The sequence below is a fragment of the Saccharopolyspora gregorii genome, from assembly GCF_024734405.1.
Lineage (GTDB): Bacteria > Actinomycetota > Actinomycetes > Mycobacteriales > Pseudonocardiaceae > Saccharopolyspora_C > Saccharopolyspora_C gregorii.
Genome location: NZ_CP059556.1, coordinates 1126558 through 1151891 on the forward strand (window position 1 = coordinate 1126558; position 25334 = coordinate 1151891).

Below are 25334 nucleotides of genomic sequence, written 5' to 3' on the forward strand. Positions count from 1 at the left end.
CCGGAGGACGGGGCGCACCCTGAGCTAGGGGCTCTCCGATGCCACAGGCCCGCACGCTGACGTCCGACGAGATCAGCGGACTCCGCGACGAACTCACCTCCGGCGGCACGCCGACCGTGTGGTTCACCGCCACCGCCGTCGGAGTGCCCGAAGGGCGCTCCGGCAAGGTCGTCGCCCTCGACGATCCGGCCGAAGGCGACTTCATCCAGATCCGCCCGGCCGGGTCCAAGGACGTGCTGTCCTTCTCCGCCGCCGAGGTGACCGTCGTCAAACCGCCGCGCAAGCGGAAGGAAACGCAACCCGTCGCCGCCCGCACTCCCGAACCACCGCGAGCCGCGGCCACCGCGCCCGAACCACAGCCCGCCACGCCGCAACCGGCCGCGAAGACCCGCGAACCGCAACCGGCCGCCAAGCCGGTGCCCGCCGCCGACGACACCTCGAAATCAGCCCCGACGGCGAACCGGCGCAAGCCGAAACCGCCCGCCGGCGCCACCGTGATCCTCACCGCGGACCAGGCCGGGCAGTGGAACGTCGAAGTCAGCACCGGCAAGAAGCGCGTGCTGCGGCCCACCCCCGTGTCCACCTCCGCCGTGGCGCAAGCCGCGAAATCCCTGCACGAAGAGGTCGCGGCCGCCGTCGAACCACTGCTGGAAGCCGCCCGGGAACAGCAGCGGGAGCGCGTCGAACAGCTCGAACGACAGCTCGCCGAGGCGCAGCGGATGCTGCACGAACTCACCGAATGAGCCCCGGAGCCGAGGCGGGGTGACAGGAAGGTTCCCTTCCTCGCATCGGTGGCAGAAAGGTTCCCTTGCTCGCACCGGCCCACGCCGGTGAGTCATGCCCTGCGGTGTGGCAGGAAGGTTCCCCTCCGCGCGGAGATGACAGGAAGGTTCCCTTCCTCGCACGGAGGTCCGGACGCATGCTCGGACGCGTCGGCGCAGCTCACGGCGGCACCGCCGCACGACGTCCGCCCCGCGGTGACAGGAAGGTTCCCCTGCTCGCCATCACCGCCCCCGGCCCGCGCGCCTGACGACCCGCGCCGCGGGACGCCTAGAATCGTCGGCGTGAGACGGATGCTGACCCCGCGCTGGCTGCTGCTGCACGCGCTGTTCGTGGCGGCGGCCATCGCCACCGGCTTCCTCGCGTGGTGGCAGTGGGACCGGGCGCACGAGGCGGGCGGCAGCTTCCAGAACCTCGGCTACGCCTTGCAGTGGCCGCTGTTCGGCGTGTTCACCGTGTGCATGTGGGTCTGGCTGATCCGGATGGAGCTGCGCGGCGGCCACGACGCGCCGGTCGCGGTGCCCGAACCCGCCTCGGAACCCGAGACCCCGGCGGCGGAGGACGCCCGGCCGCGACGACGTCCGCTGGTGCCCCCGCCGGCGAGCTCAGTCGACGCGGACGAGGATCCGGAGCTCGCCGAGTACAACCGCTACTTGGCCGAGCTCGACCGAGCGGACCGCCAGGGCTGAATCCGCGGGCGGCGGCTCAGTTGAACGTGATGTCGCCGTTGATCTGTTCGGTCTGCACGAGGGTCCGCACCTCGCCGGAGTTCTGGTTGACCACGCGGCTCTGCGAGGCGGACAGCTCCACGTGCACGCTGCTACCCGCCGCGCGCACCTCCGCGTCGAACTCGGGGTCGTCCTGCGCCACCCGGTCCAGCCGTTCCGCCAAGGCCTTGATCTGCGGCTCGCCGGCTGAGGGCTGCTCGGCGGCGGTCAGCGCGGCCATCGTCTCCGGGTCGGTGTCGCCGCGGCGCCGCAGCAAGCTCCGCACCTTGGCCAGTGCGCTCTGCGCGGCGGTGCCCAGCGCGACGGCGAGTTGCCCGCCGAGCGCGTTCGCCAGCGAATCGAAGAACGGGTCGACCATCAGCCCCTCCGCACGGTTAGTCGAACCCCAGTGTAGTCGGCCGATCACGGGCGGCGTGCCCGTTCCGGCGGATCGGATGCACGTCGCTCGTCCCCGGGACCGCTGGTCGTGATGTCCGATGGCGGAGGTATGGGGCGGTTGCGCCGCACGGCGGATTTTCCTCGCGGTGCCAGGGGGAACGCCGGTTCCGGAAGGTCGGCCGGAGGTCGGCGCCGACCAGCCGGTGTGATATCAACGAAGGGACCGATGGAGCAGGTTCGGCGATCTCACGGCAGAGCCGCCGCGTCTCCCGGAACGTTCGGAACCGCCGCCCTGGCGCACCTACCCCGGGCCTGCGGTCAGCGGTCGAGATCAGGTCGTCATGGACATGCGGTGATTGGGGCAGGCGTGCGCAGCGGCGTGCTGTTGAAGATGTTCGGGCTGTGCGTACTGGCCGGTGTGCTGGTGGCGTTCCTCATGATGCCGATGGCCACCGGCGCTGGAGCGGTGGTCAACCAGGCCACCGACGCGATGGCGAGCATGTCCAGCTCGCTCGCCAAGCGGGACATGCCGCAGGTGTCGGTGGTCACCGACAAGGACGGCGAACCCATCGCGCACTTCTTCAAGGACTACCGGGTCGAGACCAAGCCCGAGCAGATCTCCGGGTACATGAAGGCCGCGATCACCGCTGTCGAGGACAAGCGCTTCTGGAACCACGACGGCGTCGACTGGCAGGGCACCGTCCGCGCCCTCGCCAAGAACGTCAGCACCGGTGGCACCGCCCAGGGCGCGTCCACGATCACCCAGCAGTACGTGAAGAACTACCTGGTGCACGTGGTCGCGCAGAACGAGGTCGACGCGGAGAAGGCCAAGGAGACGACGATCGCGCGAAAGCTGCGCGAGGCGAAGATCGCCGTCGAGCTCGAACGCACCATGACCAAGGAGGAGATCCTCACCGGCTACCTGAACGTGGTGCCGGTCGGGAACCAGACCTTCGGCGTGGGCGCGGGTGCCCAGACCTACTTCGGCACCACCCCGGACAAGCTGACGATCGCGCAGTCCGCCCTGCTCGCCGCCATCGTCAACCAGCCCGGATCGCTCAACCCGCGGACCAACCCGGACGAGGCGATGGAGCGCCGGAACCTCGTCATCGACCTCATGACGGACCCGCACAACCGGCTCCGGATCAGCGAAGAGGACGCCAAGGTCGCGAAGGAGGAGCCGCTCGGGCTCACCCCGCAGCTGGGTCGCCCGCCGAACGGCTGCGTCGGCATCGGGGACGGCACCACCGACGGGTTCTTCTGCGAATACGTGCGCCACTACCTGGAGAAGTCCGGCATCGACGACGACGAGCTGGAGACCGGCGGCTACACCATCCGCACCACGCTGGACCGCAACGCCAGCGACGCCGCGAAGGAAGCCGCCAAGAAGCAGGTGCCCACCCAGACCGACGGCATCGCCAACGCCATGGCCGTCGTCGAACCCGGCACCGACAAGCACAAGGTCCGCGCGCTCGTCGCCAACCGCGACTTCGGCAACGACCCCGCAGCCGGGCAGACCGCATACGACATCGTCAGCCGGGTGCAGCCGTTCGGCGCCGGCTCGATCTACAAGGTGTTCACCGCGGCCACCGCGCTCGAACAGGGCATGACCATCGCGGACAACGTGCCGGTGCCCGCCACCTACACGTCCCGCGTCTACAAGAACGGGACCAACCCCTACACCGTCGGCAACGCCGAAGGCGTCCAGCCGGGGGACCGCACCTTGCAGATGGCACTCGCGACCTCGCCGAACACCGGCTTCGTCGCGCTCCAGGAGAAGGTCGGGCTCAACAACGTCGTCGACATGGCTTCCCGGCTCGGCCTGCGGCAGGGGATGAACGGGGTGAACAGCGCGGGCTCCACCCTCAAGAAGGACGGCTCCAACGGGCCCTCCCAAGCCGAAGCCGTCAAGAAGAACAAGCGCGGCGCCTTCACCCTCGGCTACACGCCCACCAGCGTGCTCGAGCTGTCCAACGTGGCCGCCACCATCATGAGCGGCGGCACCTACTGCCCGCCGACGCCGCTGGAAGAGATCCAGGACCGCAACGGCAACGACGTCCCCATCAAGGAAGCGGCCTGCGAACAGGCGATCTCGCCGGAAGTCGCGGGTCAGCTCGCGCAAGGCATGAGCAAGGACGACACCGAAGGCACCTCCAAGGCCGCGGCCACGGCCGCCGGCTGGACCCGGCCCATGATCGGCAAGACCGGGACCACCCAGGAGAGCAAGTCCGCCGCGTTCCTCGCCGCGACCCCGCAGATGGCCGGAGCGGTGCTCACCTACGCCGACGGATCGCGCCCCCGCGGCATCTGCGACGCGGGTGGCGACGCACCGCCGTTCCTGTGCAGCGACGGCAACATCTTCGGTGGCAAGGTGCCCGCCCGGACTTGGTTCGACGCCATGAACAGGATCCACCAGGACCTGCCCGTGGCACCGCTTCCCGGTGGGCCACCGCCTGCGCCGTGATCGCCATCTGATCGGGGAGGGGCCGTCCGCATCGTGCGGGCGGCCCCTCCGCACGTTCGGCCCCGCCCGGTGACAGGAAGGTTCCCTTCACCGCGGAGGTGACAGGGAGGTTCCCTTCCTCATCGAGGTGGCGGGAGGCGGCACCTTCGCCGCAGGTGTGGCAGGAAGGTTCCCTTCATCGCCGACGTGACAGGAAGGTTCCCTTCCGCGCGCTCGTGCCGGCGCCGGTTCCGGTGCTCACTCCTCGGTCGCTCAGCGACGGCTGAGCCTGCGAACGCCGCGGGTCAAGCCGGGCTCCTCGTCCGGCGGCGGGACCGGGAGCTTCCCCAGCAGCACCAGAACCAAGATCGCCAACACCAGCACGATCCAGCCGGACCAGCCGAGCAGCCCCGACGTCACGTTGTTCACCGGGCTGCCCGCAGCGCTGAACAGAACGCCGAAACCAGCGGCTGCGTTGACGAAACCGTGTGCGATCGCCGCAGGCCACACGCTGCCCGACGACAACCGCAGCCACCCCAGGAGCGCACTCAGCAAGCTGCAGAAGCAGCCCATCATGATGAAGGCGACCACCACCGGGGCGTTCGGGTAGTTGTAGCCGAGAACGAGCAGCGGAGCGTGCCACAGGGCCCACAGGACGCCCGTCACCAGGAACGCGCCCGGCTGCCCCAACGGCAACAACGCCGACGTCAGGTAGCCGCGCCAGCCCACTTCTTCGCCCGCCGCGGGAATCACGTTCAACCAGCCGAGGAAGAACACCTGGGCCAATTGGATCAGCGCCAGCGACGGCGCTGACGGCGCGTTCTCGCCCACCACGCCGAGCTGTTCGGACAGCCCCGAGAACCCGGTCCAATCCGCCTGGTACACGCCGAACAAGGCGCCCAGCAGCAGTGCGAGCAACATCAGCACCGGCGGACCGAGCCAGGCCAGCAGCGCACGCCCCCACCACTTCCGGAGGCCGCCCGCACCGGTCACACCCAACTCGCGCAGCGGCGCAGGCCGCGGACTGATCCACTTCGTGACCACCACCGCGGACAAGGCGGGCACGAACATCATGACCACGAGCAGCAGCGGAGCCCACTCCCAGGTCAACCCCGTCCCCGTGACCCACATCGGAAGGGTCAACGCCCACGTCACCGCGTAGGTCAACCCGAGGAAACTCAGCACGCCACGAACATCAACCCGATCGCCCACAGGTCCCATCCTGCCAACCACCCCACGTCCCCTCCACGAGAGGAAGGGAACCTTCCTGCCACCGGTGACAGGAAGGTTCCCTTGCTCACCTGATGTCCGTGACAGCATGGGCGGCATGACGAGCTTGCTGCCTTCCACCGAACGAGCGCTGCTCAGACGATTGGCCGTCGAACAGAGCCAGAACCGGGTGCCGTCGCTGATCGCCGGCATCGTCCGCGACGGCGAAACGCTCTGGACGGGCAGCCGAGGCCTGGTAGCCGGGGCGGCACCCACCTCGGACACGCAGTACCGCATCGGGTCCATCACCAAATCGCTCGTCGCCGTCGCCGTACTGCGGCTCCGCGACGAGGGCTTGCTCAACCTGGAGGACAAGCTCGACCAACACGTCCCGGGCACCGCCGTCGGCGACCGCAGCATCGCCCGGCTGCTCTCGCACACCAGCGGCATGAGCGCGGAGCCCGCCGGGGACTGGTGGGAACGCACCGAAGGCGGCCCGGTCGAAGAGCTGCTCGCCGGTGTCGACCAGCAGGCGATCCGGCCACGGCCCAGGCACGGGTTCCACTACTCCAACACCGGGTTCGGCGTGCTCGGCGAGCTGGTCGCCAGGCTGCGCGGTCGTTCTTGGTACGAGTCGGTCCGGCAGGAGGTCCTCGAACCGCTGGGGATGACCAGGACCACCTTCCACCCCGAGGCGCCCCACGCGCAGGGGTGGGCGGTCCATCCGTGGGCCGACGTGCTGCTGCCGGAGCCCGCCGAGGACGGTGGTGCCATGGCGCCCGCGGGCCAGCTGTGGTCGACCGTGGACGACATGCTCCGGTGGGCTCGTTTCGTCGCCGGTGAAACCGCTGACGTGCTGCACCCCGACACGGTCGCCGAGATGCGAGCTGCGGGCGCGGTCGACGACGGGGACGTCTGGCGTGCCGGGTACGGGCTCGGGCTGCAGCTGATCAGGCATCAGGGGCGGAGGCTCGCCGGGCACACCGGATCCATGCCGGGGTTCCTCGCTACGGTCATGGCCGATCCTGCTGATCGAACCGGGATCATCTTCATGGCCAACACCACGGCGGGTGTTTCCTCGGCGCTGGTGACCGACCTGCTCGACCTGCTGGAAGCGCACGAACCGCGCATCCCCGAGCCGTGGGTACCTCGAGCCGACGTTGAGGCCGGACTGCTCGAGCTGACCGGGCAGTGGTTCTGGGGGCCTTCGCCGTACGTGCTCCGGATCCTGCCCGATGGTCTGCTAGATCTGGTGCCGTGGCAGGGACGCGGCCGGGCTTCTCGCTTCCGCCGGGATCACGAAGGGCGGTGGATCGGTCTGGATGGGTATTACTCCGGTGAAGAACTCCGGATCGGCCGGTCCGCCGACGGGAACGTCAGCCACCTGGATCTGAACACGTTCATCTTCACCCGGACTCCCTACGACCCGGACGCGCCGGTGCCGGGTGGGGTGGCGGGCTGGACCAGCACTCCCTGAAGGGGATTGCGGAGATGAGGAAGGGAACCTTTCTGCCACCGGTGGCAGAAAGGTTCCCTTCCTCACACCGCACGGCGATCAAATTAGGTTAGGCTTACCTGGTTATGGGAGGTGGGATGTCCGAGCATCCGTCGATCGACGTCGTGCCCAGGCCCGGAAAATCCGTCGTAGCGGTCACCTCGCCGGCCGCGCTATCGGCCGAGCTGCCGGTCGAGCAGGCGGCCACGAGCAAGATCGCCGATTGGCGCAGGTCGATCGCGGAAGTGCTCGCCGGCGAAGACGATCGGGTGCTCGCCGTGGTCGGCCCCTGCTCGCTGCACGACGCCGCGGCGACCCGGCAGTACGCGAGCCGCCTGCGCGGACTCGCGGCCGAACTCAGCGACGAGATCTTCGTGGTGATGCGCGCCTACCTGGAAAAGCCACGCACCACGGTCGGCTGGACCGGGCTGCTCGCCGACCCTGGCTTGGACGGCAGCGCCGACATCGAGACGGGATTGCGCACCTCCCGCCGATTACTGCTCGAACTCGCCGACCTGGATCTTCCGACCGCGACCGAATGGGTCAGCCCCATCGCGCCGGACTACCTCGGTGACCTGGTCAGCTACGGAGCGATCGGCGCGCGAACGGTGGAAAGCCAGGTGCACCGCCAGCTGACCAGCGCGCTGCCGATGCCGATCGGCATGAAGAACGGGACCAGCGGCTCGCTGCAGGCAGCGGTCGACGCCATCGTCGCCGCCCGGCACCCGCACAGCTTCCTCGCCTCCGGGGCGGACGGCGCCGTGACCTGGGTGCGCAGCACCGGGAACCCGGCTGCGCACATCATCCTGCGTGGCGGTGCGACCGGACCCAACTACGACGCCACATCCGTGCGGAAAGCCGTCGGCAAACTGCGCTCGGCAGGCGTGCCACCAGCAGTGGTGGTGGACGCCAGCCATGGCAACAGCGGCAAGGACCACACCAGGCAGCCGTCGGTGGTCGCCGCGGTCGGCGACCAGATCGCCAGCGGTACAGCAGCCATCCGCGGGGTGATGGTGGAGAGCTTCCTCGTCCCTGGCAGGCAGGACATCGGGGCTGCACGCCCGCTCCGGTTCGGGCAGAGCATCACCGACGCGTGCCTCGGCTGGGACGACACCGCGGCAGTGCTGCGCGACCTCGCCGCCTCGGTGCGGGCGTCCCGGCGGACGTGCGACTCCGCGAACTGGCTGCAGCTGGCCTGAACGCCGCCGGTGCGGCCATGCTGGGACGGTGCCCGAAGATCTGCGCATCACCCCCAGGCTGACCGTGCCGGCAGCCGAGTTGTCGGAACGGTTCTCGCGTTCCTCGGGGCCCGGCGGTCAACACGTCAACACCTCCGACTCCCGCGTCGAGCTCACCTTCGACCTGGCCGGCTCCAGCCTGCCCGAACGAGAACGCCACCGGGCGCTCGCCCGGCTGGAATCCCGGCTGGTCGACGGTGCCATCACCATCGCCGCATCCGAACACCGCAGCCAGCTGCTCAACCGCACCGCAGCGCGGGAACGCCTCGCACAACTGCTCGCGGACGCCGTCGCACCCGAGCCGCCGACCCGTCGCCGCACCAAACCCACAGCCGGATCACGACGTCGGCGCATCGCCGCCAAGAAACGCCGCGGTCAGGTCAAGCAATGGCGCCGACGCGGTGACCCCGGAGACAGCTGAAGCGCTCATCCCGCAACTCCGGCTAGCCTCGACCGCACGACGAGCAGAGAGGGTGACGCTCATGCGCACAGCTTGGGTGCTTCCTGGCGGATCGACGTTCGGAGCCGTCCAAGCCGGCCTCGCCACCGCGCTGTTCGAAGCCGGCGTCGAACCCGACCTCCTAGTAGGCACCTCGGCGGGATCGCTGAACGCCGCCTGGCTCGCCGGTGACCCTTCTGGCGGCGGAGCGGAAAGCCTGCGCGCGGTGTGGAGCTCCATGCGGCGCTCCGACATCTTCCCGATCCAACCCGCGCGCATACTCGCCGGAAAGCTCGGCATCACCAACCACCTGATGACCAGCACCGGACTGGCGCGCTGGCTGCACCGAACCCTCCCGTACCGAACCTTCGAGCAAACCGCGATCCCGCTCACCGTCACCGCGACCGACGTCGACACCGGCACCGCCGTCTACTTCGACCACGGGCCGGTGCTGCCGCCGCTCGTCGCATCCTGTTCCATCCCCGGCCTTTTTCCGCCGTTCCGCGTCAACGACCGGTGGCTGGTCGACGGTGGTGTCGCGGCGTTCATGCCGATCAGCAGGGCCGTCGAGCTCGGCGCGGAACGGGTCTTCGTACTCCCGTGCGGCGGAACCGAACCGTTCGAACACCGGCCTGGAAAACGCGGCGGCCACATCGTCACCAGTCCCTCGACGCCTACGATCCCGCCCCGGTCGGTCAGCGGGGTCAGCGGCGCCGCGCTCGGAGCGGCGATGCTCAACGCGGCACGACTCGACGTGCAGCTCAACTCCACGCGATGCGAGCTGTACATCCTGCCCGCGCCCGCCACGGTGGGACTCTCGCCCTACTCGTTCGCCCACTCCGCGGCGCTCATCGAAGCCGCCTGGGATGTCGCAGCGACCTGGTATCCGCGGGCGCGTCCGGTGCCTGCGGGGGTCGTCGACAGCTCTGGGAAGCCGGAGCGGGTGGGGAAGACCGCCCTGACTCCCAACTGATCTGCTTTGGAGCAAGGGAACCTTCCTGTCATCTGTGCCAGAAAGGTTCCCTCGCTCCTGCACGGATGTCGTTCGTGTGGGATTGCAGGTAGCCAGCGCAGCGTGGGCATGCGAGATGCCCGGAGGCGTTTGTTGCCCTCCGGGTAGGCGTCCGTGTTCACCTATCGTTCGGATCAAGCTCCTTCGGCGATGGCGCGGACGAGAACGTTGGGACGTGGTCTCAGAGTCGCGGCTCGATACGCTCGTCCGATGGCGGCGATAGCCTCGTCAGGTCTCTGCATGACGTCGACGGGCAAGATCTGCACGACTGCTACGCCGTGTGCCGCGTACCGGGTGTTCCGCCGTGTCGTAGCGGCGAAATCGGCCCGCGACGAGTGGTATGCGAACGAGTCGAATTCGACGGCGAGGCCGACGTCGTCGAACCAGGCGTCGGGCATGCCGACGTAACGCCCGTCGGGATCGAACAGCGATGTGTTCCACGAGGGATCGGGCAGGTCGGCACTTTTGAGCAACTCGAAAGCTCGGAGTTCAGCGATGGAACGGACGTCGGCGGTCATCGCCCGGAGGATCTCCCGGGGCAACCCGGTTCCTCGCCGAGAGCCGCGTTCCATTTCCTCGTTGAGGGCCCGTGGCGAACATCCCGGCGCCCGTTGGATCGCTTCCACGAGCAATGCCTCCGTCGATCGGCGGGACTGCCAGGTGCGGGCGGCATCCATGACGGCCCGAGGCGCGGGGGCGACCGGAATGCCGTCGATGATGACCGGTGGCGGCGGGCGCGTGGTGCGTTCGAACCTGACCAATTCGTTGCTCTGGATCTTTTTGGTGTGCGGGATGAGGATGTGGACCGGAGCGTTCTCGTCCGGCGTTTCGAGACCGTGCATCCGGGCCGCGTGCATGCCCGTGACCATGGCGGACGGGCCGGCACGTAGTAGTGCAGCCGCTATCAGATCGTCTGCGGTGGGCGGGCCCGGCATGACCAGGACGATTCCGGGGAGCAAACGCGTCCATGGTCCGTCGGCGCGTCCCCGCCGATAACTGGTCGATTGCGAGACGCCGAGCCTTTCCAGTTCGGCGACGTGAAACACGCGTCGCGGAGCGGAATGCGGAGCATCCTTGCTGATCACTGTCGATGACATGTGGTCACTATCGGTCATGTCGGGTGACGTGGGGGCTCGCGCATTCGTCGGTGTGTCGGCGGCACTCGCACCCCGCGAAGCAGAAGGAGCAAGGGAACCTTTCTGCCGCTCGTGACAGGAAGGTTCCCTTGCTCCGTAGTTGAGCGCGGCTGGGTTGAGGGCGAATCACCAGGCAACGCAAAGCTTGCTCTCAGCCTGGTGGAGCACTGTCGGCTCATGGCTGACAACGATTTCGCAGGCGCAGGGGACCGGTTCGCAGCGGACGTGCCGTCGGGAGGTGGTCGCGGCGCGACCTCGGCACCGTGGGAATCGGCTACTCCTCAAGGTCAGCAGCCGACCGGGTTCTCGAGTGAGCGGAGACCACGCCTCGCCGGTGTTTCGGCGGGCACGGTCGTCGTAGCCCTGCTCGCCGGACTCGTCGGTGGTGCTGCCGGATTCGGCGGAAGTCTGTTGCTGGGAACGTCCGGAAGCTCGGGTTCGCCGGTGTTGAACCAGCACGATTCCACCGTCGGCACCCAGGTCAGTTCGCAGAGCGGAACCGTCCAGTTCGCGGCGGAGAAGGCGTCGAAGAGCACCGTGGACATCGCAGTGTCGTCGCGTTCCGGCAGCGCGGAGGGGACGGGCGTGGTGCTGACCGCCGATGGTTACGTGTTGACGAACAACCACGTGGTGAGCAGCGGCGGAGATATTTCCGTCACCCTGCCGGATGGGAAGAAGTCGGCTGGTGAGGTCGTCGGGACGGCCCCGTCGTACGACTTGGCGGTGATCAAGCTGGCTGGTGTCGACGGGCTCACCGCAGCGGAGTTGGGCAAGTCCTCGAACCTGGCGGTCGGGCAGACCGCGGTGGCGATCGGTTCGCCGCTGGGGCTCGAAGGCACGGTCACTTCGGGCATCGTGAGTGCGCTCGACCGCACGGTGGAGGTGTCGTCGGACGACGGCCAGGCGGTCGTATACAACGGAATCCAGACGGATGCGTCGATCAACCCGGGTAATTCGGGTGGGCCGTTGGTGAATCTCGACGGGCAGGTGATCGGGATCAACTCGAGCATCCAGTCGAACACCTCGGGTGAATCCAGCGCGGGCAACATCGGGTTGGGTTTCTCGATTCCGATCGACACGGCGAGCAGGGTCGCCGGCGAGATCATCGAATCGGGGGCGGCGATGAAGCCGCAGCTCGGTGTCACGGGCACGGATGGCGAGTCCGGCAATGCCGTGATCAGCACTGTCAGCGCGGGTTCCGCGGCGGAGAAGGCGGGGCTCCGGCAGGGGGACACGATCCTGGAGGTGGACGGCAAAGCGGTCAGCGCGTTCTCGGATCTGATCGCCCAGATCGGTTCCAGCGAGCCTGGCGGGAAGGTGGTTCTCACCGTCGGCGACGCGCAGGGCGGCAATGCCCATCCGGTCGAAGTCACGTTGGGAAGCATCCGGGACTCGGAGCCGGAGACGACCACGCAGCGCCCCGGGGCGCAGAGCCCGTACCAGTGGCCGGGCGGACAGTTCCCGTACGGCCGTTGACGGAGCGAGCAAGGGAACCTTCCTGTCACCGGTGACAGGAAGGTTCCCTTGCTCTCACGGTGCGGGGTGGGTGGGGCAGTGCTTCTCCACCCCCGGCACCACCCCCTCCACCAAGTACCGCTCCGCAGCAGAGTCGAGGCAGTCGTCGCGTTGGCTGGCGAAGGCCCCGTGGGAGCGGCTGCCGTCGAGGACGACGAGGCTGGATCCGGGGAGCCGTCGTTGCATGCGCCGCGCGCCGTCGAGGGGCGTGGTCGGGTCGTGTTCGGCTTGGGTGAGCAGCACGGGTGGCATGTCGGGGTGCCCGAGCCGGGTGGTTTCGCGGGGCGGCGCCCAGTAGGCGCAGGTGGCGGCTTCGAGCCCGGTGAGGACGGGTTGGGGGTCGACGGCGCGCAGCGCGCGGATGCTGCCGATGACGTCGGCGGGCCGGGGTCGGGTGCTGTCGGCGCATTTGATGGTGCGCAGCGCGGATTCGTAGTTGTGGTCGTCGGGTTCGGCGGGGCGCAGCGCGGCGTCGTCGCCGGTGCGGACGTAGTGGCTGAGGGCTTGTGCGAAGGGTTCCCACCGTTCGGTGCGGGAGAGGGTGCGGTAGACGACGCGGTCGAATTCGTCGGGGCCGAAGGTGTCGTGGGGGAGTGCGGCGCGGGTGTCGAGGTAGTGCTGCCGGACGGTGCGCCGGTCGTGGCCGAGTCCGAGCCCGGGCCGGGCGGCGATCCAGTCGAAGAGCGCGTCGCGTTGTTCGATCATGGCGAGGGCTTGGCGGGTGTCGAAGTCGTACCAGTCGTCGGGGCTGACGACGCTGTCGAGCACCATGCGGCCGACGTGCCGGGGGTGGTGGGCGGCGTAGGCGGCGCCGAGGTAGGTGCCGTAGGAGACGCCGAGGTAGTTGAGCCGCGGTTCGCGCAGTGCGAGCCGGATCCGTTCCATGTCGTGCGCGGTGTTGGTGGTGTTGATGTGGGTGAGCGCGGCCCCGATGCCGCGCGCGCAATCGTCGGCGATGGCGCGGAGTCCGCGCAGGTGGGCGCGCTCCTGTTCGGGATCGGTGGGCACCGGATCGGGCCGGGGGTGCTGGTAGAGCCCGCCGGCGGGTCCGCAGTCGACGGGGGCGCTGCGGCCGGTGCCGCGCGGGTCGAAGCCGATGATGTCGTAGCTGCGTTGGACGGCGGTGGGGAGTTTGGCGCGTTTGCTCTCGGCGTAGTCGGTGCCGGTGCCGCCGGGTCCGCCGGGGTTGACGAGGAGTGCGCCGCGTCGTTCTTCGGGTGTGCCGCTGGCGGGGATGCGGGTGAGGGCGAGGGTGATGGTCGGCCCGTCGGGGGCGGCGTGGTCGAGCGGGACCCGCAAGTGTCCGCATTGGACTGATGGATCGTTGGCGATTCCGTCCGGGCAGGGGCCGAATCCGGGGTCGGGCGCCGCCGTGGCGGCGGGGGCGGGCGCGAGTGCGGCGAGCAGCAGGGTGAGCAGCGGGATGGTGCCGCCGCGACGCGAGATGAACACGCTGAGTGACTCCAGTGCTACCTGAATGGGGTTTGCGAAGGAGTATTGAACATGATTATCGTTACCGTCCGCTAGTGGTAAACCATGCGGAGGAGTCGGAGTGGGTCACCTGCTGATGGTGGAAAGCTGGGTCGGGGCGATGAGCACCCTGCTGCCCAGAGGTATCCGGGACGGAGGCCACCGCTTCAGCTTCCTCACCCGGGACGTGCACCACTACCTGCGTGCCTGGAACCGGCCGGGCGCCCACCCGCTGCTCGGCGCGCAGAACGTGCTCACCGCCGAGACCAACGACGTGCCGTCCCTCGTGGAGCACGTGGCGAAGTTGCAGCCCGCGCTCCGGTTCGACGGCGTGCTCACCTCCTGCGACTACTACCTGGGCGCGGTCGCGCACCTCGCGCGGCACCTCGGCCTGCCGGGATCTCCGCCGGAAGCGGTGGAGCTGGCCTGCAACAAGGACCGGACCCGGCTGGCGTTGCGCGAAGCGGGAGTTCCCGGGCCCGCGTTCGCGCTCGCCGACAGCGCGTCCGGGCTCCGCGAAGCGGCCGTCGCCCTCGGCTTCCCGCTCGTGGTCAAACCGGTCGACCTGTGCGCGGGCATGTTCGTGCGCAAGGTGTCCGACGAAGCCGAACTAGCCGAAGCCGTTCGTGACCTGGAGGGCTTCCCGGTGAACGCCCGCGGCCAGCGCCGCAGCCCCACGGTGCTGCTGGAGGAACTGCTCACCGGGCCGGAAGTGAGCGTCGAAGCCGTCACCTCCCACGGACGAACGACCGTCATCGGCGTGACCGACAAGAGCGTCGGCGGCGCACCCTGGTTCGTTGAGACCGGGCACATGTTCCCCGCCGCCCTCGACGCCGCCACCGAACGAGCCGCCACCTCGATCGCCGTCGACGCCATCGCCGCGCTCGGCCTCGACAACACGGTCACCCACACCGAGCTCAAGCTCACCCCCGACGGGCCGCGCATCGTCGAGGTCAACCCGCGTCCCGCGGGCAACCAGATCACCGAGCTGATCCGCCGCGTCACCGGCATCGACCTGCCCGCGGTGCACGCCCGGCTCGCCGCCGGCGAACAGCCCGACCTGGCGCCGCACGCCACCGGTGCGGGCAGCGCGGCCATCTCGTTCCTGCTGCCGCCGCGCACCGGCCCGATCCGGCACATCGCCGGAGCCGAGCGGCTCGCCGGGACCGAGGGCGTCGTCGACAGCGTCGTCAAGGAACCCGGGCACGTGGCAGGCGCGGCGACCAGCAACAACAACTACCTCGGCCACGTGCTGGCCACCGATCCGGCACCCGGGGCCGCGCGGGCTCGCGCCGAGGCGGCCGTCGGCTCCCTGGAAGTCGTCTACGCCGAGGATCTGGTCACCGCATGAAGGACGCCTTCCTGTCACTGGACGGGTTCGCGGCGGCCGTGGGCGAGGGGTTCGCGGGCGACGAGGTCGGCGAAGCGGAGGTGAGCGTCGGCTTCCTCACCCAGCAAGGCGTCCGCCATTCCGGGCGTGGCCGCTCCTACCGGAACCACGTGCTGAGCCTCCGCGTCGAGGACGCCGTCGGCTCCTGCGCGGTGGAACCCGGGGAACTCACCGACGAGCAGGTCGTGGACTGCGTAGGCGCCCCCGTCGGGCGGCTGCTGCGGCACCCGCTGCCCGCGGTGCGCACCGCGGCGCTGGACGCCTACCTGATGTGGCGGTTCCCGCACCACGAGCACGCCGAGCAGGTCGCGCTGGAGCGCGGGAACTCGCTGCGGAAGTCCTTGCAGCGCGCCGAACTCGTCGTGGACCTGCTGCCGGACCAGGTGAACCGGGTGCTCGTGGTCGGGGTGGTGAACTCGCTGCTGCACCGGCTCCGGCACCGCGACCTCGACTACGTCCCCTGCGACCGCAAGGGCGGCAGTACCGAATGGGACGAGCCCATCGTCGGCGACGCCATGGCCGCCGTCGACGGCTGCGACGCCGTGCTCGCCACCGGGATGCTCGCGGCGGGCGACACGTTCGCGCCGCTGCTGGAACACGTGCGCGCCACCGGAAAGCCGCTGGTCATGTTCGCCCAGACCGCGAGCGCGATCCTGCCGTGGTTCATCGGATCCGGCGTCACCGCCGTCTCGGCCGAGCCCTACCCGTTCTTCTGGCTCGACGGCGGCCCCGGCTCGATCTACCGCCACCGCGCCCCGATCACCCCGACCGGGAAGGACCCCCGTTGATCGACGTGAGCACGAGCCCGGCCAGCACCCCCAACCCGGACCTGCTGGAGCTGATGCGCGACACCCCGGTCACCAGGGTCAGCACCCCGCTGCCGGACCACCACCCCGGATTCTGGGCGAAGCTCGAATGCCTCGGCGCGGGCGGCATGAAGGCGCGCGCCGCCATGTCCATGCTGCGCGGGGCCCGTGCCCGCGGGGAACTCCGGCCCGGCGCGCCCGTCGTCGAATCCACCAGCGGCACCCTCGGTGTCGGACTCGCCTTCGCCGGCCAAGCCCTCGGCCACCCCGTGGTGCTGGTCGTCGACCGGGAACTGGAACGCAGCATGCGGTCGCTGCTGCGCGCCCACGGCGTCCGCACCGAGGTCGTCGACCGCCCGCACCCCGTCGGAGGCTGGCAGCAGGCCCGGCTGGACCGGGTGCACGAGCTGTGCGCGGAACTGCCCGGCTCCTACTGGCCCGACCAGTACAACAACCCGGACAACCCGGCGGGCTACGAGCGGCTCGCCGAAGAGCTCGTCGCCCAGCTCGGCACCGCCGACACCCTCGTGTGCAGTGTCGGGTCCGGTGGGCACAGCGCAGGCGTCATCCGCACGTTGCGCAGGCACTGGCCGCGGCTGCGGCTGATCGGCGTGGACACCGTCGGCTCCACGATCTTCGGGCAGCCCGCGCGGCGGCGGCTCATGCGGGGACTCGGCAGCAGCATCTTCCCCCGCAACGTCGCCTACCCCGAATTCGACGAAGTGCACTGGATCGGCCCGGCGGAGGCCGTCGACGCCTGCCGCAGGCTCGCCGCCCACTCCTTCGTCAGCGGGGGCTGGAGCACCGGTGCGGTCGCGCTCGTCGCCGCGTGGGCCGCGCGGCGCGACCCCGGATCCCGCGTCGCCACCGTCTTCCCCGACGGCCCGCACCGCTACCTCGACACCATCTTCGACGACGAGTTCTGCCAGGAGCACGGCCTGCTCGGCGGACGACCCGCGACGCGTCCCGTCGAGATCGCCGACCCGGCCGCGGTCGAAGTGCACGGCTGGGCCCGCTGCCGCGCGGTCCGCGACCCCGCCGGATCGGTGGAGGTGCCCGCGTGAAGCTCAGCGCACGCACCGGAACCCTGCGGCTGCGCGAGCCGTTCCGGATCTCCCGCTCCGTCATGCACGAACGGGACGCGGTGTGGATCGACCTCGAACACGGCGGCCGCACCGGGCACGGCGAAGCCGTCACCAGCGTCTACTACGACCTCGACGTGCCGCGGATCCTCGACCGGCTCGATGCGCTGCGCCCGCACGTCGAGAGCTGCACCGGACCCGACGAGCTCCTCACCGGCATCGACGACTGGCCGGACGTCGAACCGGGAGTGCGCTGCGCCGTCGACGCCGCCGCCCACGACCTCGCCGCGCAGCACAGCGGCCGGACCGTGCAGGACCTCATCGGCGCACCACCCGTCGGCGAGCCCGCGACCGCCCGCACCATCGGCATCACCGGCACCGAGCACGCCGCGCGCACCGCGGCCGAGCTCACCGCCCGCGGATTCCGCGTCCTCAAGGTGAAGCTCGGCGACGGCCCCGACGAACAGGACCGGGTCGCCGCCGTCCGCGCCGCCGCCCCCGACGCGCAACTGCTGCTCGACCCCAACGGTGCGTGGGAACCCGAGCAGGCGCTGCGCCTGCTCGACGCCCTCGCCGTGCACGACATCGCGGCTGTCGAACAACCCATCCCGCCCGGCGACCCCGTCGAACTCGGCCGCGTCGCCCGGCACAGCCCCATTCCGGTGATCGCCGACGAGGACGCGCAGACCCTCGCCGACGTCCGGGCGCTCGGCTCGACCGTGCACGGGATCAACGTGAAACTCGCCAAGTGCGGCGGGATCCGCGCCGCCGTCGAGATCATCGACGCCGCGCGGTCCGCCGGGGCCGACGTGATGCTCGGATGCCTCGTCGCCAGTTCCCTCGGCATCGCACCCGCCGTGCACCTCGCCGGACACGCCCGCTGGATCGACCTCGACGGGCACCTGCTGCTCGCCGACGACCCGTGGGACGGCATCGGCGGCACCGGCGGGACGCTGCACATCACCCGCGAGCCCGGGCTCGGCGTGCGGCCGAAGGTGGCGGCATGACCACCTGGCGGCTCATCCGGAGCTTCCCGCTCGCGGTGCAGGTGCTGCTGATCAACCAGCTCGGGGTCAACATCGGCTTCTACCTGCTCATCCCGTACCTCGCCGGCTACCTCGGGCACGACCTCGGCATGTCCGCGGCGCTCGTCGGCGTGGTGCTCGGGGTGCGCAACCTCAGCCAGCAAGGGCTGTTCCTCATCGGCGGCAGCGCCGCCGACCGGCTCGGGGCGCGTCGCGTCATCATCGCCGGCTGCGCGCTGCGCACCGTCGGGTTCGGGTTGTTCGCGCTCGGCAGCTCGCTGCCCGTGCTGCTCGCCGCCTCCGTCCTCAGCGGACTCGCCGGGGCGCTGTTCAACCCCGCGGTGCGCGCCTACCTCGCGCGCGAAGCGGGGGAGCGGCGAGCCGAAGCGTTCTCGCTGTTCAACGTGTTCGCCAACACCGGGGCGCTGATCGGGCCGCTGCTCGGCAGCGCACTCGTCCTCATCGGGTTCACCACGTCCGCGCTCGTCGCCGCGCTCGTGTTCGCACTGCTCACCGCCGCCCAGATCGCCGTGCTGCCGCGCCGGGACGTGCCGCCCTCGCGCGGCACCGTGCTCGGGGACTGGCGCGGCGTGCTCGGTGACAAGCGGTTCCTCCTGTTCACCCTCGCGCTGACCGGGATGTTCGCGCTGCAGAACCAGCTGTACCTGGTGCTGCCGATGGAAGCGGCCCGGCTCACCGGATCCAGCGGCACCGTCGCCGCTGTGTTCATCGTGTCCACAGTGGCCGGTCTGCTGCTGCAGGTGCGGATCACCCGGTACTTCCAGCGCACGTGGTCCCGGGGGAGCACCATCGCCGCAGGTATGGCGCTGATGGGGATCGCCTTCCTCGCCACCCTCGTCGCCGGCTTCGCGCTGCCCACCGCGACCTCCGTGCCCGACCCGGTCGGCGTGCTGCTGCGGCTCGGCCCCGTGCTGCTGGCCACCCTCGTGCTCACCACCGGGCTGATGCTGGCGCAACCCTTCGTCAACGACCTCATTCCCTCGTTCGGGCCGAATTCGCTGTCCGGTACCTACTTCGGGGTCTTCTACCTGGCCTCCGGGGTGACCGCCGCGGCGGGCAACGCCGCCATCGGGTGGATCAGCGACCTCGCCGGGACCACCGCGCCGTGGGCGCCGTCCGCGCTGTGCCTCGCGCTCGGACTGGTCTCAGCCGCCGCGGTCGCCCTGCTGCAGCGCCGTGGACTCGTCGGCCCGGAACCCGCCCCGCGACCAGGAGAGACCGCATGCGCGTCGACGCCAACTTCCTGACCGACAACCCCCGGCTGTACGAAGCGCAGTTCCCCGACCCCGAGCACCTCGCCGCACGATTCGTGCTCGACGTCCTCGCCCGCCGTGGCATCGGACACGGCACACTGCTCGACATCGGGTGCGGCACGGGGCGCGACGCCGCGCACTGGGCCCGGAGCGGTTTTCACGTCACCGGGATCGACAATTCGCCGCGCATGATCGAACACGCCCGGGCGCACTGCCCCGGCGGCACCTTCCACCAGCGCGACATGCGCGAATTCCAGCTGGATCGCACGTTCGACGCGATCACTTGCCTGGACAGCGCATTCCTCTACTGCCACACCAACGACGAACTCGATTCCTTCCTCGGGCGGTGCCGGGACCATCTCCGTCCCGGCGGGGTGCTCGTCGCCGAAATGCGCAACGGTGCGTTCTTCCTCGGGAGCACCGAACTGCTCGACGGAATTCGCGAGCGGACAGTCGAATGGGAAGGCGTGCCGTACCGGTCGCGAACCCGGCTGTGGATCGACCACGCCGAACAGCTGCTGCGCCGAGAACGGGTGTGGGACTGGCCCGGGTGCGAGCGGGAACTCACTCAACGCTCCGCCTGGCGACTGCTCTTCCCGCAAGAACTGCGTCGCATCCTGCACCAAGCGGGGTTCGAAGTGCTCGACCTCTTCGACCACCCCGGCCCGCGCACGGAACCGCCCTGGCACGCCGACGCGGCCCTCGGCACGTCGCTCGCGGGGGATCGGTTGCACCTGGTGGCCCGCCGCCCCACCTGACCAGCGGGTGCGTGCAAGGGAACCTTCCTGTCACCGGTGACAGGAAGGTTCCCTTGCACGCGACGTGAGGAAGATCGCTTGCTGGGAGTTCTTGAAAAGTATTATCGTTTTCTTTTGGTGTTGCGGTGGGCTGCGCCGGCGTTGCAGGTGATGGGACGGAATGGAGAACCGCGCATGGAGTCCGACGGATCGGCTGCTGGCTCTTCCACCGGCGGGGCGGTGACCAGGCGGGGTTTCCTGGGGTTCACCGCAGCGGCCGCATTCGTGGGAATGTCGGGTTGCGCGGCGGGTGGCTCCGGTTCGACCGCGGGCCCGCCGAAGCCGGGCGGCCGGTTGCGGGCGGTGTTCCCCGGCGGCGGAGCCGACGAGGTGCTGGACCCGCACGCCACGAACCTCTACGCCGAGGTGGCCCGCGCCAAGGCGCTGTTCGACAAGCTCGCCGACTACGGCTCCGACATGTCCCCGCAACCCCGGCTGGCCGAGCGGTGGGAGTCGAGTCCGGACCTGCGGACGTGGCGGGTACCGCTGCGCGAGGCCACGTTCCACGACGGACGGCCGGTGCGCGCCGCTGATGTGCTGGCGAGCTACGCGCGCATCCTGCGTCCGGACAGCACTCGACGGGCTAAGGCGAGTCTGTCCGTGATCGACCTGCAGGGCAGCCGCGCGATCGACGACCGCACCGTTGAGTTCCGGTTGAAGCGGCCGTACGCCGAGTTCCCGAACGCGCTCGCCACCTTGGGCGCCTACATCGTTCCGGAGGGCGCGGAGAACTTCGAGCGCCCCGTCGGTTCGGGCCCGTTCCGGTTCACCTCGTTCGAACCGGGGCGCAGCTTCCTCGTCGCCCGCAATCCGAACTACTGGGAGGGCGCGCCGCTGCTCGACGAGCTCGAAATCCTGGTGAGCAACGACGAAGCGGCCCGGGTGAACGCGCTGCTGGGTGATCAAGCGGACTACGCGCACGACCTGACCGCCACCACCGCCCGCAGCCACGAGGCGGCGGGGCAGATCAACATCCACCGGTTACCGCTGAGCAATTTCCACTCGCTGGCGATGAAGGTGGACCGGCCCCCGTTCGATCGACTGGAGGTCCGGCAGGCGTTCTTCCACTTGGTCGACCGCGAAGAACTGGTCCGTTCGGTGCTGCAGGGCTCGGGCGAGGTGGCCAATGACCTGTTCGGCAAGAACTACCAGTACTACGACGCTGAGCTCCCGCAGCGGCGGCAGGACCTGGCGAAGGCGAAAGAGCTGCTGCGCCGTGCGGACGCGGAGAACCTGCGGGTCGAGCTGCTCACCTCCGAAGCCTCTCCCGGCTTGCGGGAAGCGGCGCTGGCGTTCGCCGACCAGGCGAAGCTCGCGGGCGTCACGATCGACGTGACCTTGGGGAACAAGGACACCTACTGGTCGGACATCGGCGAGCAGGGGTCCATCGTCAGCTACCGGTCCGGCGCGATGCCGATCGAGTCGCACCTCTCGCAGCGGCTGCTGTCGAGCTCGACGACGAACAACACCAAGTGGCAGCGTCCCGAGTTCGACGCGCTCTACCAGCAGGCGCAGTCCACTTCGGACGAGAACGCGCGCGCCGGGCTCTACCGGGAGATGCAGCGCACGCTCTTCGAAGAGGGCGGCTTCCTGTGGTGGGGCGTGTCGGATTGGATCGTGGCGTCGGCGAACAGGGTCGGCGGCATCGATGACGGCGCCCCCGCGAACACCCTGGATTGGGCGCGTTTCGACAAGGTGTGGCTGGGGTGAGCATTCCGGGCTACATCGCCCGGCGAGTGCTGCTGGGGTTCGTGCAGGTCTTCCTGGTCATGGTCGTCGTGTTCTTCTTGACCGAGGCATTGCCCGGTGACGCGGCCGTCACCATCGCCGGGGACGATCCGGACCCGGCGGTCATCGCGTTGCTGCGGGAGCAGCTCGGGTTGAACGCGCCGGTGTGGGAACGCCTCGGTGGCTGGATGCTCGCGGCGTCGCAAGGAGATTTCGGCCGGTCCTTGGTGGGTCCGCGTTCGGTGCTGGACATCATCGGCTCTTCCGTGGGCCCCACCTTGTTGCTGGCGGCGCTCACCTTGGCGTTGATCGTGCCGGTGTCGCTCGGACTCGGCGTGCTGGCGGCGAACCGGGAAGGCCGGCTCACCGACCGCCTCATCACCTCCACCACGCTCGGTCTGTACTCGGTGCCGGAATTCGCCATGGGGATCCTGCTGGTCACCGTGTTCGCCGTTCAGCTCGGCTGGTTGCCGCCGACCGCCGTGGGCGGCGGCGGGCTGCTGAGCCGCCCGGCGGTTTTGGTGCTGCCGGTGCTGGTGCTGCTGCTGCGCCCGATCTGCTCGCTGAGCAGGCTGGTCCGCGCCGGCATGATCGACGCGTTGCGGTCCGGGTACGTCCGGCAGGCGCGCCGAGCCGGGCTCGCGCCGCTGCGGGTGCAGTTCGCGCACGCGCTGCCGAACGCGGTCGTGCCCGCGATGCAGCAACTCGCCCGCACGACGGACTGGCTCATCGGCGGCGTCATCGTCGTGGAGGCGATCTTCGTGGTCCCAGGACTGGGCACCACGTTGATCGATGCCGTGTCCGCGCGCGACCTGCCGGTGGTGCAAGGGTTGTCCTTGGTGCTGGCCGTCGTGACGGTCCTGGTGAACCTGGTGGCGGACATCGTCGCCCGGATCCTGGCTCCTGCCGCGGAGGACGACCGATGAGAAGCCTGCTCAGGCCCGGGGTGCTGGTTCCCGGCATCCTGATCGCCGTGCCGCTGCTGCTGGCCGTGTTCGGCCCGCTGTTCGCTTCGGGGGCGGTGGCAAAGGACGTCGCGTTCAGCAGCGGGGCCGGCCACCTGTTCGGCACCGACTTCGTCGGCCGGGACGTGTGGAACGAAGTCCTGCTCGGCGGTCGTTCGGTGGTGCTGGTCGCCGTGGCCGCCACGGTGTGCACGTACGCCGTGGCCGTGCCGATCGGCGTGGCAGTCGGGATGAACCGGGCCAGGTTCGTCGACGAGGTGGTGATGCGGCCGCTGGACGTCCTGCTCGCCATCCCTTCGATGCTCCTGCTGCTGTTGCTGGCCTCCGCCGCACCGAACGTCGGCTGGGTGCTGGTCGCGATCGTCACCGTCATCAACCTTCCGGACGTCATCAGAATTTCCAGGGCTTCGACGCTCTCGCTCTCCGCACGTCCGGCCGTGGAGGCCATGCGCATGCAGGGGGAGAGCCGCGTTCGCATCGGACTCGGCTACGTGGTGCGCGCGATGGCGCGCACGCTGGCCGCGGACTCGGGCACCAGGTTCACCGGAGCGATCTACCTCGTCGCCTCGGCGAGCTTCCTGGGTGTGGGGGTGTCGCCGCAGGCCAGCGATTGGGCGGCCATGGTGGACCGCAACCGCACGGGCCTGTTCCTGCAGCCGTGGGCTGTCGTGCTGCCCGCGTTGCTGATCGTGGCATTGTCGGTAGGTGTGAACTTGGCTTTCGACCAGCTGCTGCGCAGGAAACGGCGAGAGGTGCGCGCGTGAACGTCGTCGAGGTCGGCGGGCTGAACGTCTCGCTCGATTCCCGGCCCCTGGTGTCCGATGTCTCGTTCGCGATGGCAGCGGGTGAGGTGACCGCGCTCGTCGGTGAATCCGGCAGCGGCAAGACCACGACCGGGCTCGCCCTGCTCGGTGAACACCCGGCCGGGGCGCGCGTCGACGGTGAGGTCACCGTGGCCGGGCACCCGGTCGGTCCGGGTCGGCCGCCGGCGGCGGGGCACCTCGGATACATCCCGCAGCACCCCGCGGCCGCGTTGAACCCGGTGCGGCGGGTCGGTTCGGTCTTGCGGGAGATCGCTCGCCGCCACCTGGGGCCGGTCGCGCGCTCCGAGCGCAAGGAACTGGTGCGGGCCCGGGTCACCACTGCGCTGCGCCGGGCGCAGCTCCCCGACGGGCAGGCGCTGCTCGACCGCTACCCGCACCAGCTCTCCGGGGGACAGCAGCAGCGGATCGTGCTGGCCCAAGCGCTGGTCTGCGATCCGGCCGTGGTGATCGCGGACGAACCGACGACCGGGCAGGACGCGTTGACCCGCGCCCAGATCGTCGAAGAGCTGCGCGGTCTCGCGGACCAGGGCATCGCTGTGCTGCTGCTCACCCACGACCTCGACGTGGTGCGGCAGTTGGCGCACCGGGTGCTGGTCATGCGTGGCGGAGCCGTCGTCGAATCGGGCCCGGCCGCGGCGGTGCTCGGCTCCCCGGAGCACGCCTACACGCGGCTGCTCGTCGAATCCCAGCCCGACACCAGAGCGCCACTGGCACCTGCCGAGGACGACCGCGAACCGCCGGTTCTCGCCGCGAACGACCTGGTCGCCGGTCACCGGGGCCGGGGCAGGAAGGTCGAGACGCTGCACGGGATGTCGCTGGACGTCGGCCGGGGCAGGCGGATCGCCGTGGTCGGCCGCTCCGGCAGCGGCAAGACGACGCTGGCCCGGTGCCTCGCCGGACTGCACCCGCCGCGGCGAGGGACGATCGTGCTCGACGGAATACCGCTGGCCGCGCGCCTGAGCGGGCGCAGCAGGGAGCAGCTGGCCGACGTCCAGTACGTCTTCCAGGACGCGCGCGCTTCGTTCAACGAGTTCGCGCCCGTGCTCGACCAGGTAGCGCGGACCGCCGAACGGCTCCGCGGGGTCGACCGGCAGCAGGCGCGGCGACGGGCGGCGGAGTGGTTCGAACGCGTCGGGCTCGACGCGGAGATCACCGCACGGCGGCCCGATTCCCTCTCCGGGGGTGAGTTGCAACGCGCTGCCCTGGTGCGCGCACTGCTTGCCGAACCGCGGGTGCTGATCTGTGACGAGATCACCTCCGGGCTCGACACCGTCACCCAGGCCGAGCTGCTCGTCCTGCTCAAGGAGCTGCAGCGGACCGCGGAGTGCGCCTTGGTGCTGATCACCCATGACCTCGGGGTCGTGGCCGATCTCGCCGAGCACGTCATGATCGTCGACGGTGGGTGCATCGTCGAGCAGGGTGCTGCTTCGGAAGTGCTGCGTGCGCCACGACATCCGATGACGAGCGCGCTGGTCGAGGCCGCGACGAGCCGGATCAGCCAGGCCTAGGCCGGGAAGTTCGCGGTGTCGCCGAGCGGGGAGGTGCTTGGAGGGGGACATGCCTCCATGCTTCCCCGTCGAACGCGCGTTCGCATCGCTCG

The 25334-nt window shown here is 69.9% G+C and carries 22 protein-coding genes; 18 read left to right on the forward strand and 4 right to left on the reverse strand.

Annotated features, from left to right (window positions below):
- Nucleotides 1-38 precede the first annotated feature (38 nt).
- Both H1226_RS04845 and H1226_RS04850 read left to right on the forward strand, forming a co-directional pair.
- Nucleotides 39-743: a DUF6319 family protein gene (locus H1226_RS04845; RefSeq protein WP_258347478.1), complete on the forward strand. Its 705-nt coding sequence runs from the start codon at nucleotides 39-41 to the stop codon at nucleotides 741-743.
- A gap of 330 nt (nucleotides 744-1073) precedes the next feature.
- Entirely contained in the window at nucleotides 1074-1469 is a 396-nt protein-coding gene (locus H1226_RS04850) for a hypothetical protein (RefSeq protein ID WP_258349339.1), read from the forward strand.
- A 16-nt stretch (nucleotides 1470-1485) separates the two neighbouring features.
- Here H1226_RS04850 and H1226_RS04855 read toward each other — a convergent pair whose 3' ends face one another.
- On the reverse strand, nucleotides 1486-1866 hold the full coding sequence (locus H1226_RS04855; RefSeq protein ID WP_258347480.1) for a hypothetical protein: 381 nt from the start codon (nucleotides 1864-1866) through the stop codon (nucleotides 1486-1488).
- A 411-nt stretch (nucleotides 1867-2277) separates the two neighbouring features.
- Between H1226_RS04855 and H1226_RS04860 the strand changes: the two genes are divergently transcribed.
- Nucleotides 2278-4350, forward strand: coding sequence for a transglycosylase domain-containing protein (locus H1226_RS04860; protein WP_258349340.1), 2073 nt, complete (start codon nucleotides 2278-2280; stop codon nucleotides 4348-4350).
- A 252-nt stretch (nucleotides 4351-4602) separates the two neighbouring features.
- Here the strand turns inward: H1226_RS04860 and H1226_RS04865 are convergent, their stop codons facing one another.
- The gene (locus tag H1226_RS04865) at nucleotides 4603-5550 is read right to left on the reverse strand and encodes a CPBP family intramembrane glutamic endopeptidase (protein ID WP_373690013.1); all 948 of its coding nucleotides are present in this window, start codon (nucleotides 5548-5550) and stop codon (nucleotides 4603-4605) included.
- Nucleotides 5551-5656: 106 nt separating this feature from the next.
- Here H1226_RS04865 and H1226_RS04870 point away from each other — a divergent pair, with 106 nt between their 5' ends.
- The 4 genes from H1226_RS04870 (at nucleotide 5657) to H1226_RS04885 (ending at nucleotide 9683) form a co-directional block, all read left to right on the forward strand.
- Entirely contained in the window at nucleotides 5657-7015 is a 1359-nt protein-coding gene (locus tag H1226_RS04870) for a serine hydrolase domain-containing protein (RefSeq protein WP_258347485.1), read from the forward strand.
- Nucleotides 7016-7131: 116 nt separating this feature from the next.
- The gene (locus tag H1226_RS04875) at nucleotides 7132-8232 is read left to right on the forward strand and encodes a 3-deoxy-7-phosphoheptulonate synthase (protein WP_258347487.1); all 1101 of its coding nucleotides are present in this window, start codon (nucleotides 7132-7134) and stop codon (nucleotides 8230-8232) included.
- A 28-nt stretch (nucleotides 8233-8260) separates the two neighbouring features.
- Nucleotides 8261-8692, forward strand: a complete 432-nt coding sequence (gene arfB, locus H1226_RS04880; RefSeq protein ID WP_258347489.1) for an alternative ribosome rescue aminoacyl-tRNA hydrolase ArfB — start codon at nucleotides 8261-8263, stop codon at nucleotides 8690-8692.
- The gene (locus H1226_RS04885; protein WP_224958322.1) at nucleotides 8673-9683 is read left to right on the forward strand and encodes a patatin-like phospholipase family protein; all 1011 of its coding nucleotides are present in this window, start codon (nucleotides 8673-8675) and stop codon (nucleotides 9681-9683) included. Before arfB ends, H1226_RS04885 begins: the two co-directional genes overlap by 20 nt.
- Nucleotides 9684-9856: 173 nt before the next feature.
- Here the strand turns inward: H1226_RS04885 and H1226_RS04890 are convergent, their stop codons facing one another.
- Nucleotides 9857-10819 carry a hypothetical protein gene (locus tag H1226_RS04890; protein WP_258347491.1) on the reverse strand — a complete coding sequence of 321 codons (963 nt, stop codon included), beginning with the start codon at nucleotides 10817-10819 and terminating at the stop codon, nucleotides 9857-9859.
- 216 nt (nucleotides 10820-11035) lie between these two features.
- Here H1226_RS04890 and H1226_RS04895 point away from each other — a divergent pair, with 216 nt between their 5' ends.
- A complete protein-coding gene (locus H1226_RS04895) occupies nucleotides 11036-12334 on the forward strand; it encodes a S1C family serine protease (RefSeq protein WP_258347494.1) in 1299 nt (432 codons plus the stop codon).
- Nucleotides 12335-12388: 54 nt separating this feature from the next.
- Here H1226_RS04895 and H1226_RS04900 read toward each other — a convergent pair whose 3' ends face one another.
- Entirely contained in the window at nucleotides 12389-13672 is a 1284-nt protein-coding gene (locus tag H1226_RS04900; RefSeq protein ID WP_258347496.1) for an alpha/beta hydrolase, read from the reverse strand.
- Nucleotides 13673-13925: 253 nt separating this feature from the next.
- On the opposite strand from H1226_RS04900, the gene H1226_RS04905 reads away from it, so the two are divergent.
- From H1226_RS04905 to H1226_RS04950, 10 genes are all read left to right on the forward strand, one after another.
- Nucleotides 13926-15194, forward strand: coding sequence for an ATP-grasp domain-containing protein (locus tag H1226_RS04905; RefSeq protein ID WP_258347498.1), 1269 nt, complete (start codon nucleotides 13926-13928; stop codon nucleotides 15192-15194).
- Nucleotides 15191-16021, forward strand: a complete 831-nt coding sequence (locus H1226_RS04910; RefSeq protein ID WP_258347500.1) for a PIN domain-containing protein — start codon at nucleotides 15191-15193, stop codon at nucleotides 16019-16021. Before H1226_RS04905 ends, H1226_RS04910 begins: the two co-directional genes overlap by 4 nt.
- A 53-nt stretch (nucleotides 16022-16074) precedes the next feature.
- A complete protein-coding gene (locus H1226_RS04915; RefSeq protein ID WP_258349341.1) occupies nucleotides 16075-17103 on the forward strand; it encodes a PLP-dependent cysteine synthase family protein in 1029 nt (342 codons plus the stop codon).
- Nucleotides 17100-18128: a dipeptide epimerase gene (locus tag H1226_RS04920; protein ID WP_258347502.1), complete on the forward strand. Its 1029-nt coding sequence runs from the start codon at nucleotides 17100-17102 to the stop codon at nucleotides 18126-18128. Before H1226_RS04915 ends, H1226_RS04920 begins: the two co-directional genes overlap by 4 nt.
- On the forward strand, nucleotides 18125-19414 hold the full coding sequence (locus H1226_RS04925) for an MFS transporter (RefSeq protein WP_258347503.1): 1290 nt from the start codon (nucleotides 18125-18127) through the stop codon (nucleotides 19412-19414). Before H1226_RS04920 ends, H1226_RS04925 begins: the two co-directional genes overlap by 4 nt.
- Nucleotides 19390-20178 (forward strand): class I SAM-dependent methyltransferase, encoded by a 789-nt coding sequence (locus tag H1226_RS04930; protein WP_258347506.1) that lies wholly within the window; start codon nucleotides 19390-19392, stop codon nucleotides 20176-20178. The genes H1226_RS04925 and H1226_RS04930 overlap by 25 nt, the downstream gene beginning before the upstream one ends.
- Before the next feature lie 219 nt (nucleotides 20179-20397).
- A complete protein-coding gene (locus H1226_RS04935; RefSeq protein ID WP_258347508.1) occupies nucleotides 20398-21927 on the forward strand; it encodes an ABC transporter substrate-binding protein in 1530 nt (509 codons plus the stop codon).
- On the forward strand, nucleotides 21924-22871 hold the full coding sequence (locus H1226_RS04940) for an ABC transporter permease (RefSeq protein WP_258347509.1): 948 nt from the start codon (nucleotides 21924-21926) through the stop codon (nucleotides 22869-22871). Before H1226_RS04935 ends, H1226_RS04940 begins: the two co-directional genes overlap by 4 nt.
- Nucleotides 22868-23674 carry an ABC transporter permease gene (locus H1226_RS04945; RefSeq protein WP_224960637.1) on the forward strand — a complete coding sequence of 269 codons (807 nt, stop codon included), beginning with the start codon at nucleotides 22868-22870 and terminating at the stop codon, nucleotides 23672-23674. The genes H1226_RS04940 and H1226_RS04945 overlap by 4 nt, the downstream gene beginning before the upstream one ends.
- The gene (locus tag H1226_RS04950) at nucleotides 23671-25242 is read left to right on the forward strand and encodes an ABC transporter ATP-binding protein (RefSeq protein ID WP_258347511.1); all 1572 of its coding nucleotides are present in this window, start codon (nucleotides 23671-23673) and stop codon (nucleotides 25240-25242) included. The genes H1226_RS04945 and H1226_RS04950 overlap by 4 nt, the downstream gene beginning before the upstream one ends.
- Nucleotides 25243-25334 lie beyond the last annotated feature (92 nt).

Bases quoted from the DNA above. Each gene is read 5' to 3' on its own strand.
- H1226_RS04845 (WP_258347478.1), top strand. From the start codon at position 39: ATGCCACAGGCCCGCACGCTGACGTCCGACGAGATCAGCGGACTCCGC.
- H1226_RS04850 (WP_258349339.1), top strand. From the start codon at position 1,074: ATGCTGACCCCGCGCTGGCTGCTGCTGCACGCGCTGTTCGTGGCGGCG.
- H1226_RS04855 (WP_258347480.1), bottom strand. From the start codon at position 1,866: ATGGTCGACCCGTTCTTCGATTCGCTGGCGAACGCGCTCGGCGGGCAA.
- H1226_RS04860 (WP_258349340.1), top strand. From the start codon at position 2,278: ATGTTCGGGCTGTGCGTACTGGCCGGTGTGCTGGTGGCGTTCCTCATG.
- H1226_RS04865 (WP_373690013.1), bottom strand. From the start codon at position 5,550: ATGGGACCTGTGGGCGATCGGGTTGATGTTCGTGGCGTGCTGAGTTTC.
- H1226_RS04870 (WP_258347485.1), top strand. From the start codon at position 5,657: ATGACGAGCTTGCTGCCTTCCACCGAACGAGCGCTGCTCAGACGATTG.
- H1226_RS04875 (WP_258347487.1), top strand. From the start codon at position 7,132: ATGTCCGAGCATCCGTCGATCGACGTCGTGCCCAGGCCCGGAAAATCC.
- H1226_RS04890 (WP_258347491.1), bottom strand. From the start codon at position 10,819: ATGTCATCGACAGTGATCAGCAAGGATGCTCCGCATTCCGCTCCGCGA.
- H1226_RS04895 (WP_258347494.1), top strand. From the start codon at position 11,036: ATGGCTGACAACGATTTCGCAGGCGCAGGGGACCGGTTCGCAGCGGAC.
- H1226_RS04910 (WP_258347500.1), top strand. From the start codon at position 15,191: ATGAAGGACGCCTTCCTGTCACTGGACGGGTTCGCGGCGGCCGTGGGC.
- H1226_RS04915 (WP_258349341.1), top strand. From the start codon at position 16,075: ATGCGCGACACCCCGGTCACCAGGGTCAGCACCCCGCTGCCGGACCAC.
- H1226_RS04925 (WP_258347503.1), top strand. From the start codon at position 18,125: ATGACCACCTGGCGGCTCATCCGGAGCTTCCCGCTCGCGGTGCAGGTG.
- H1226_RS04930 (WP_258347506.1), top strand. From the start codon at position 19,390: ATGCGCGTCGACGCCAACTTCCTGACCGACAACCCCCGGCTGTACGAA.
- H1226_RS04945 (WP_224960637.1), top strand. From the start codon at position 22,868: ATGAGAAGCCTGCTCAGGCCCGGGGTGCTGGTTCCCGGCATCCTGATC.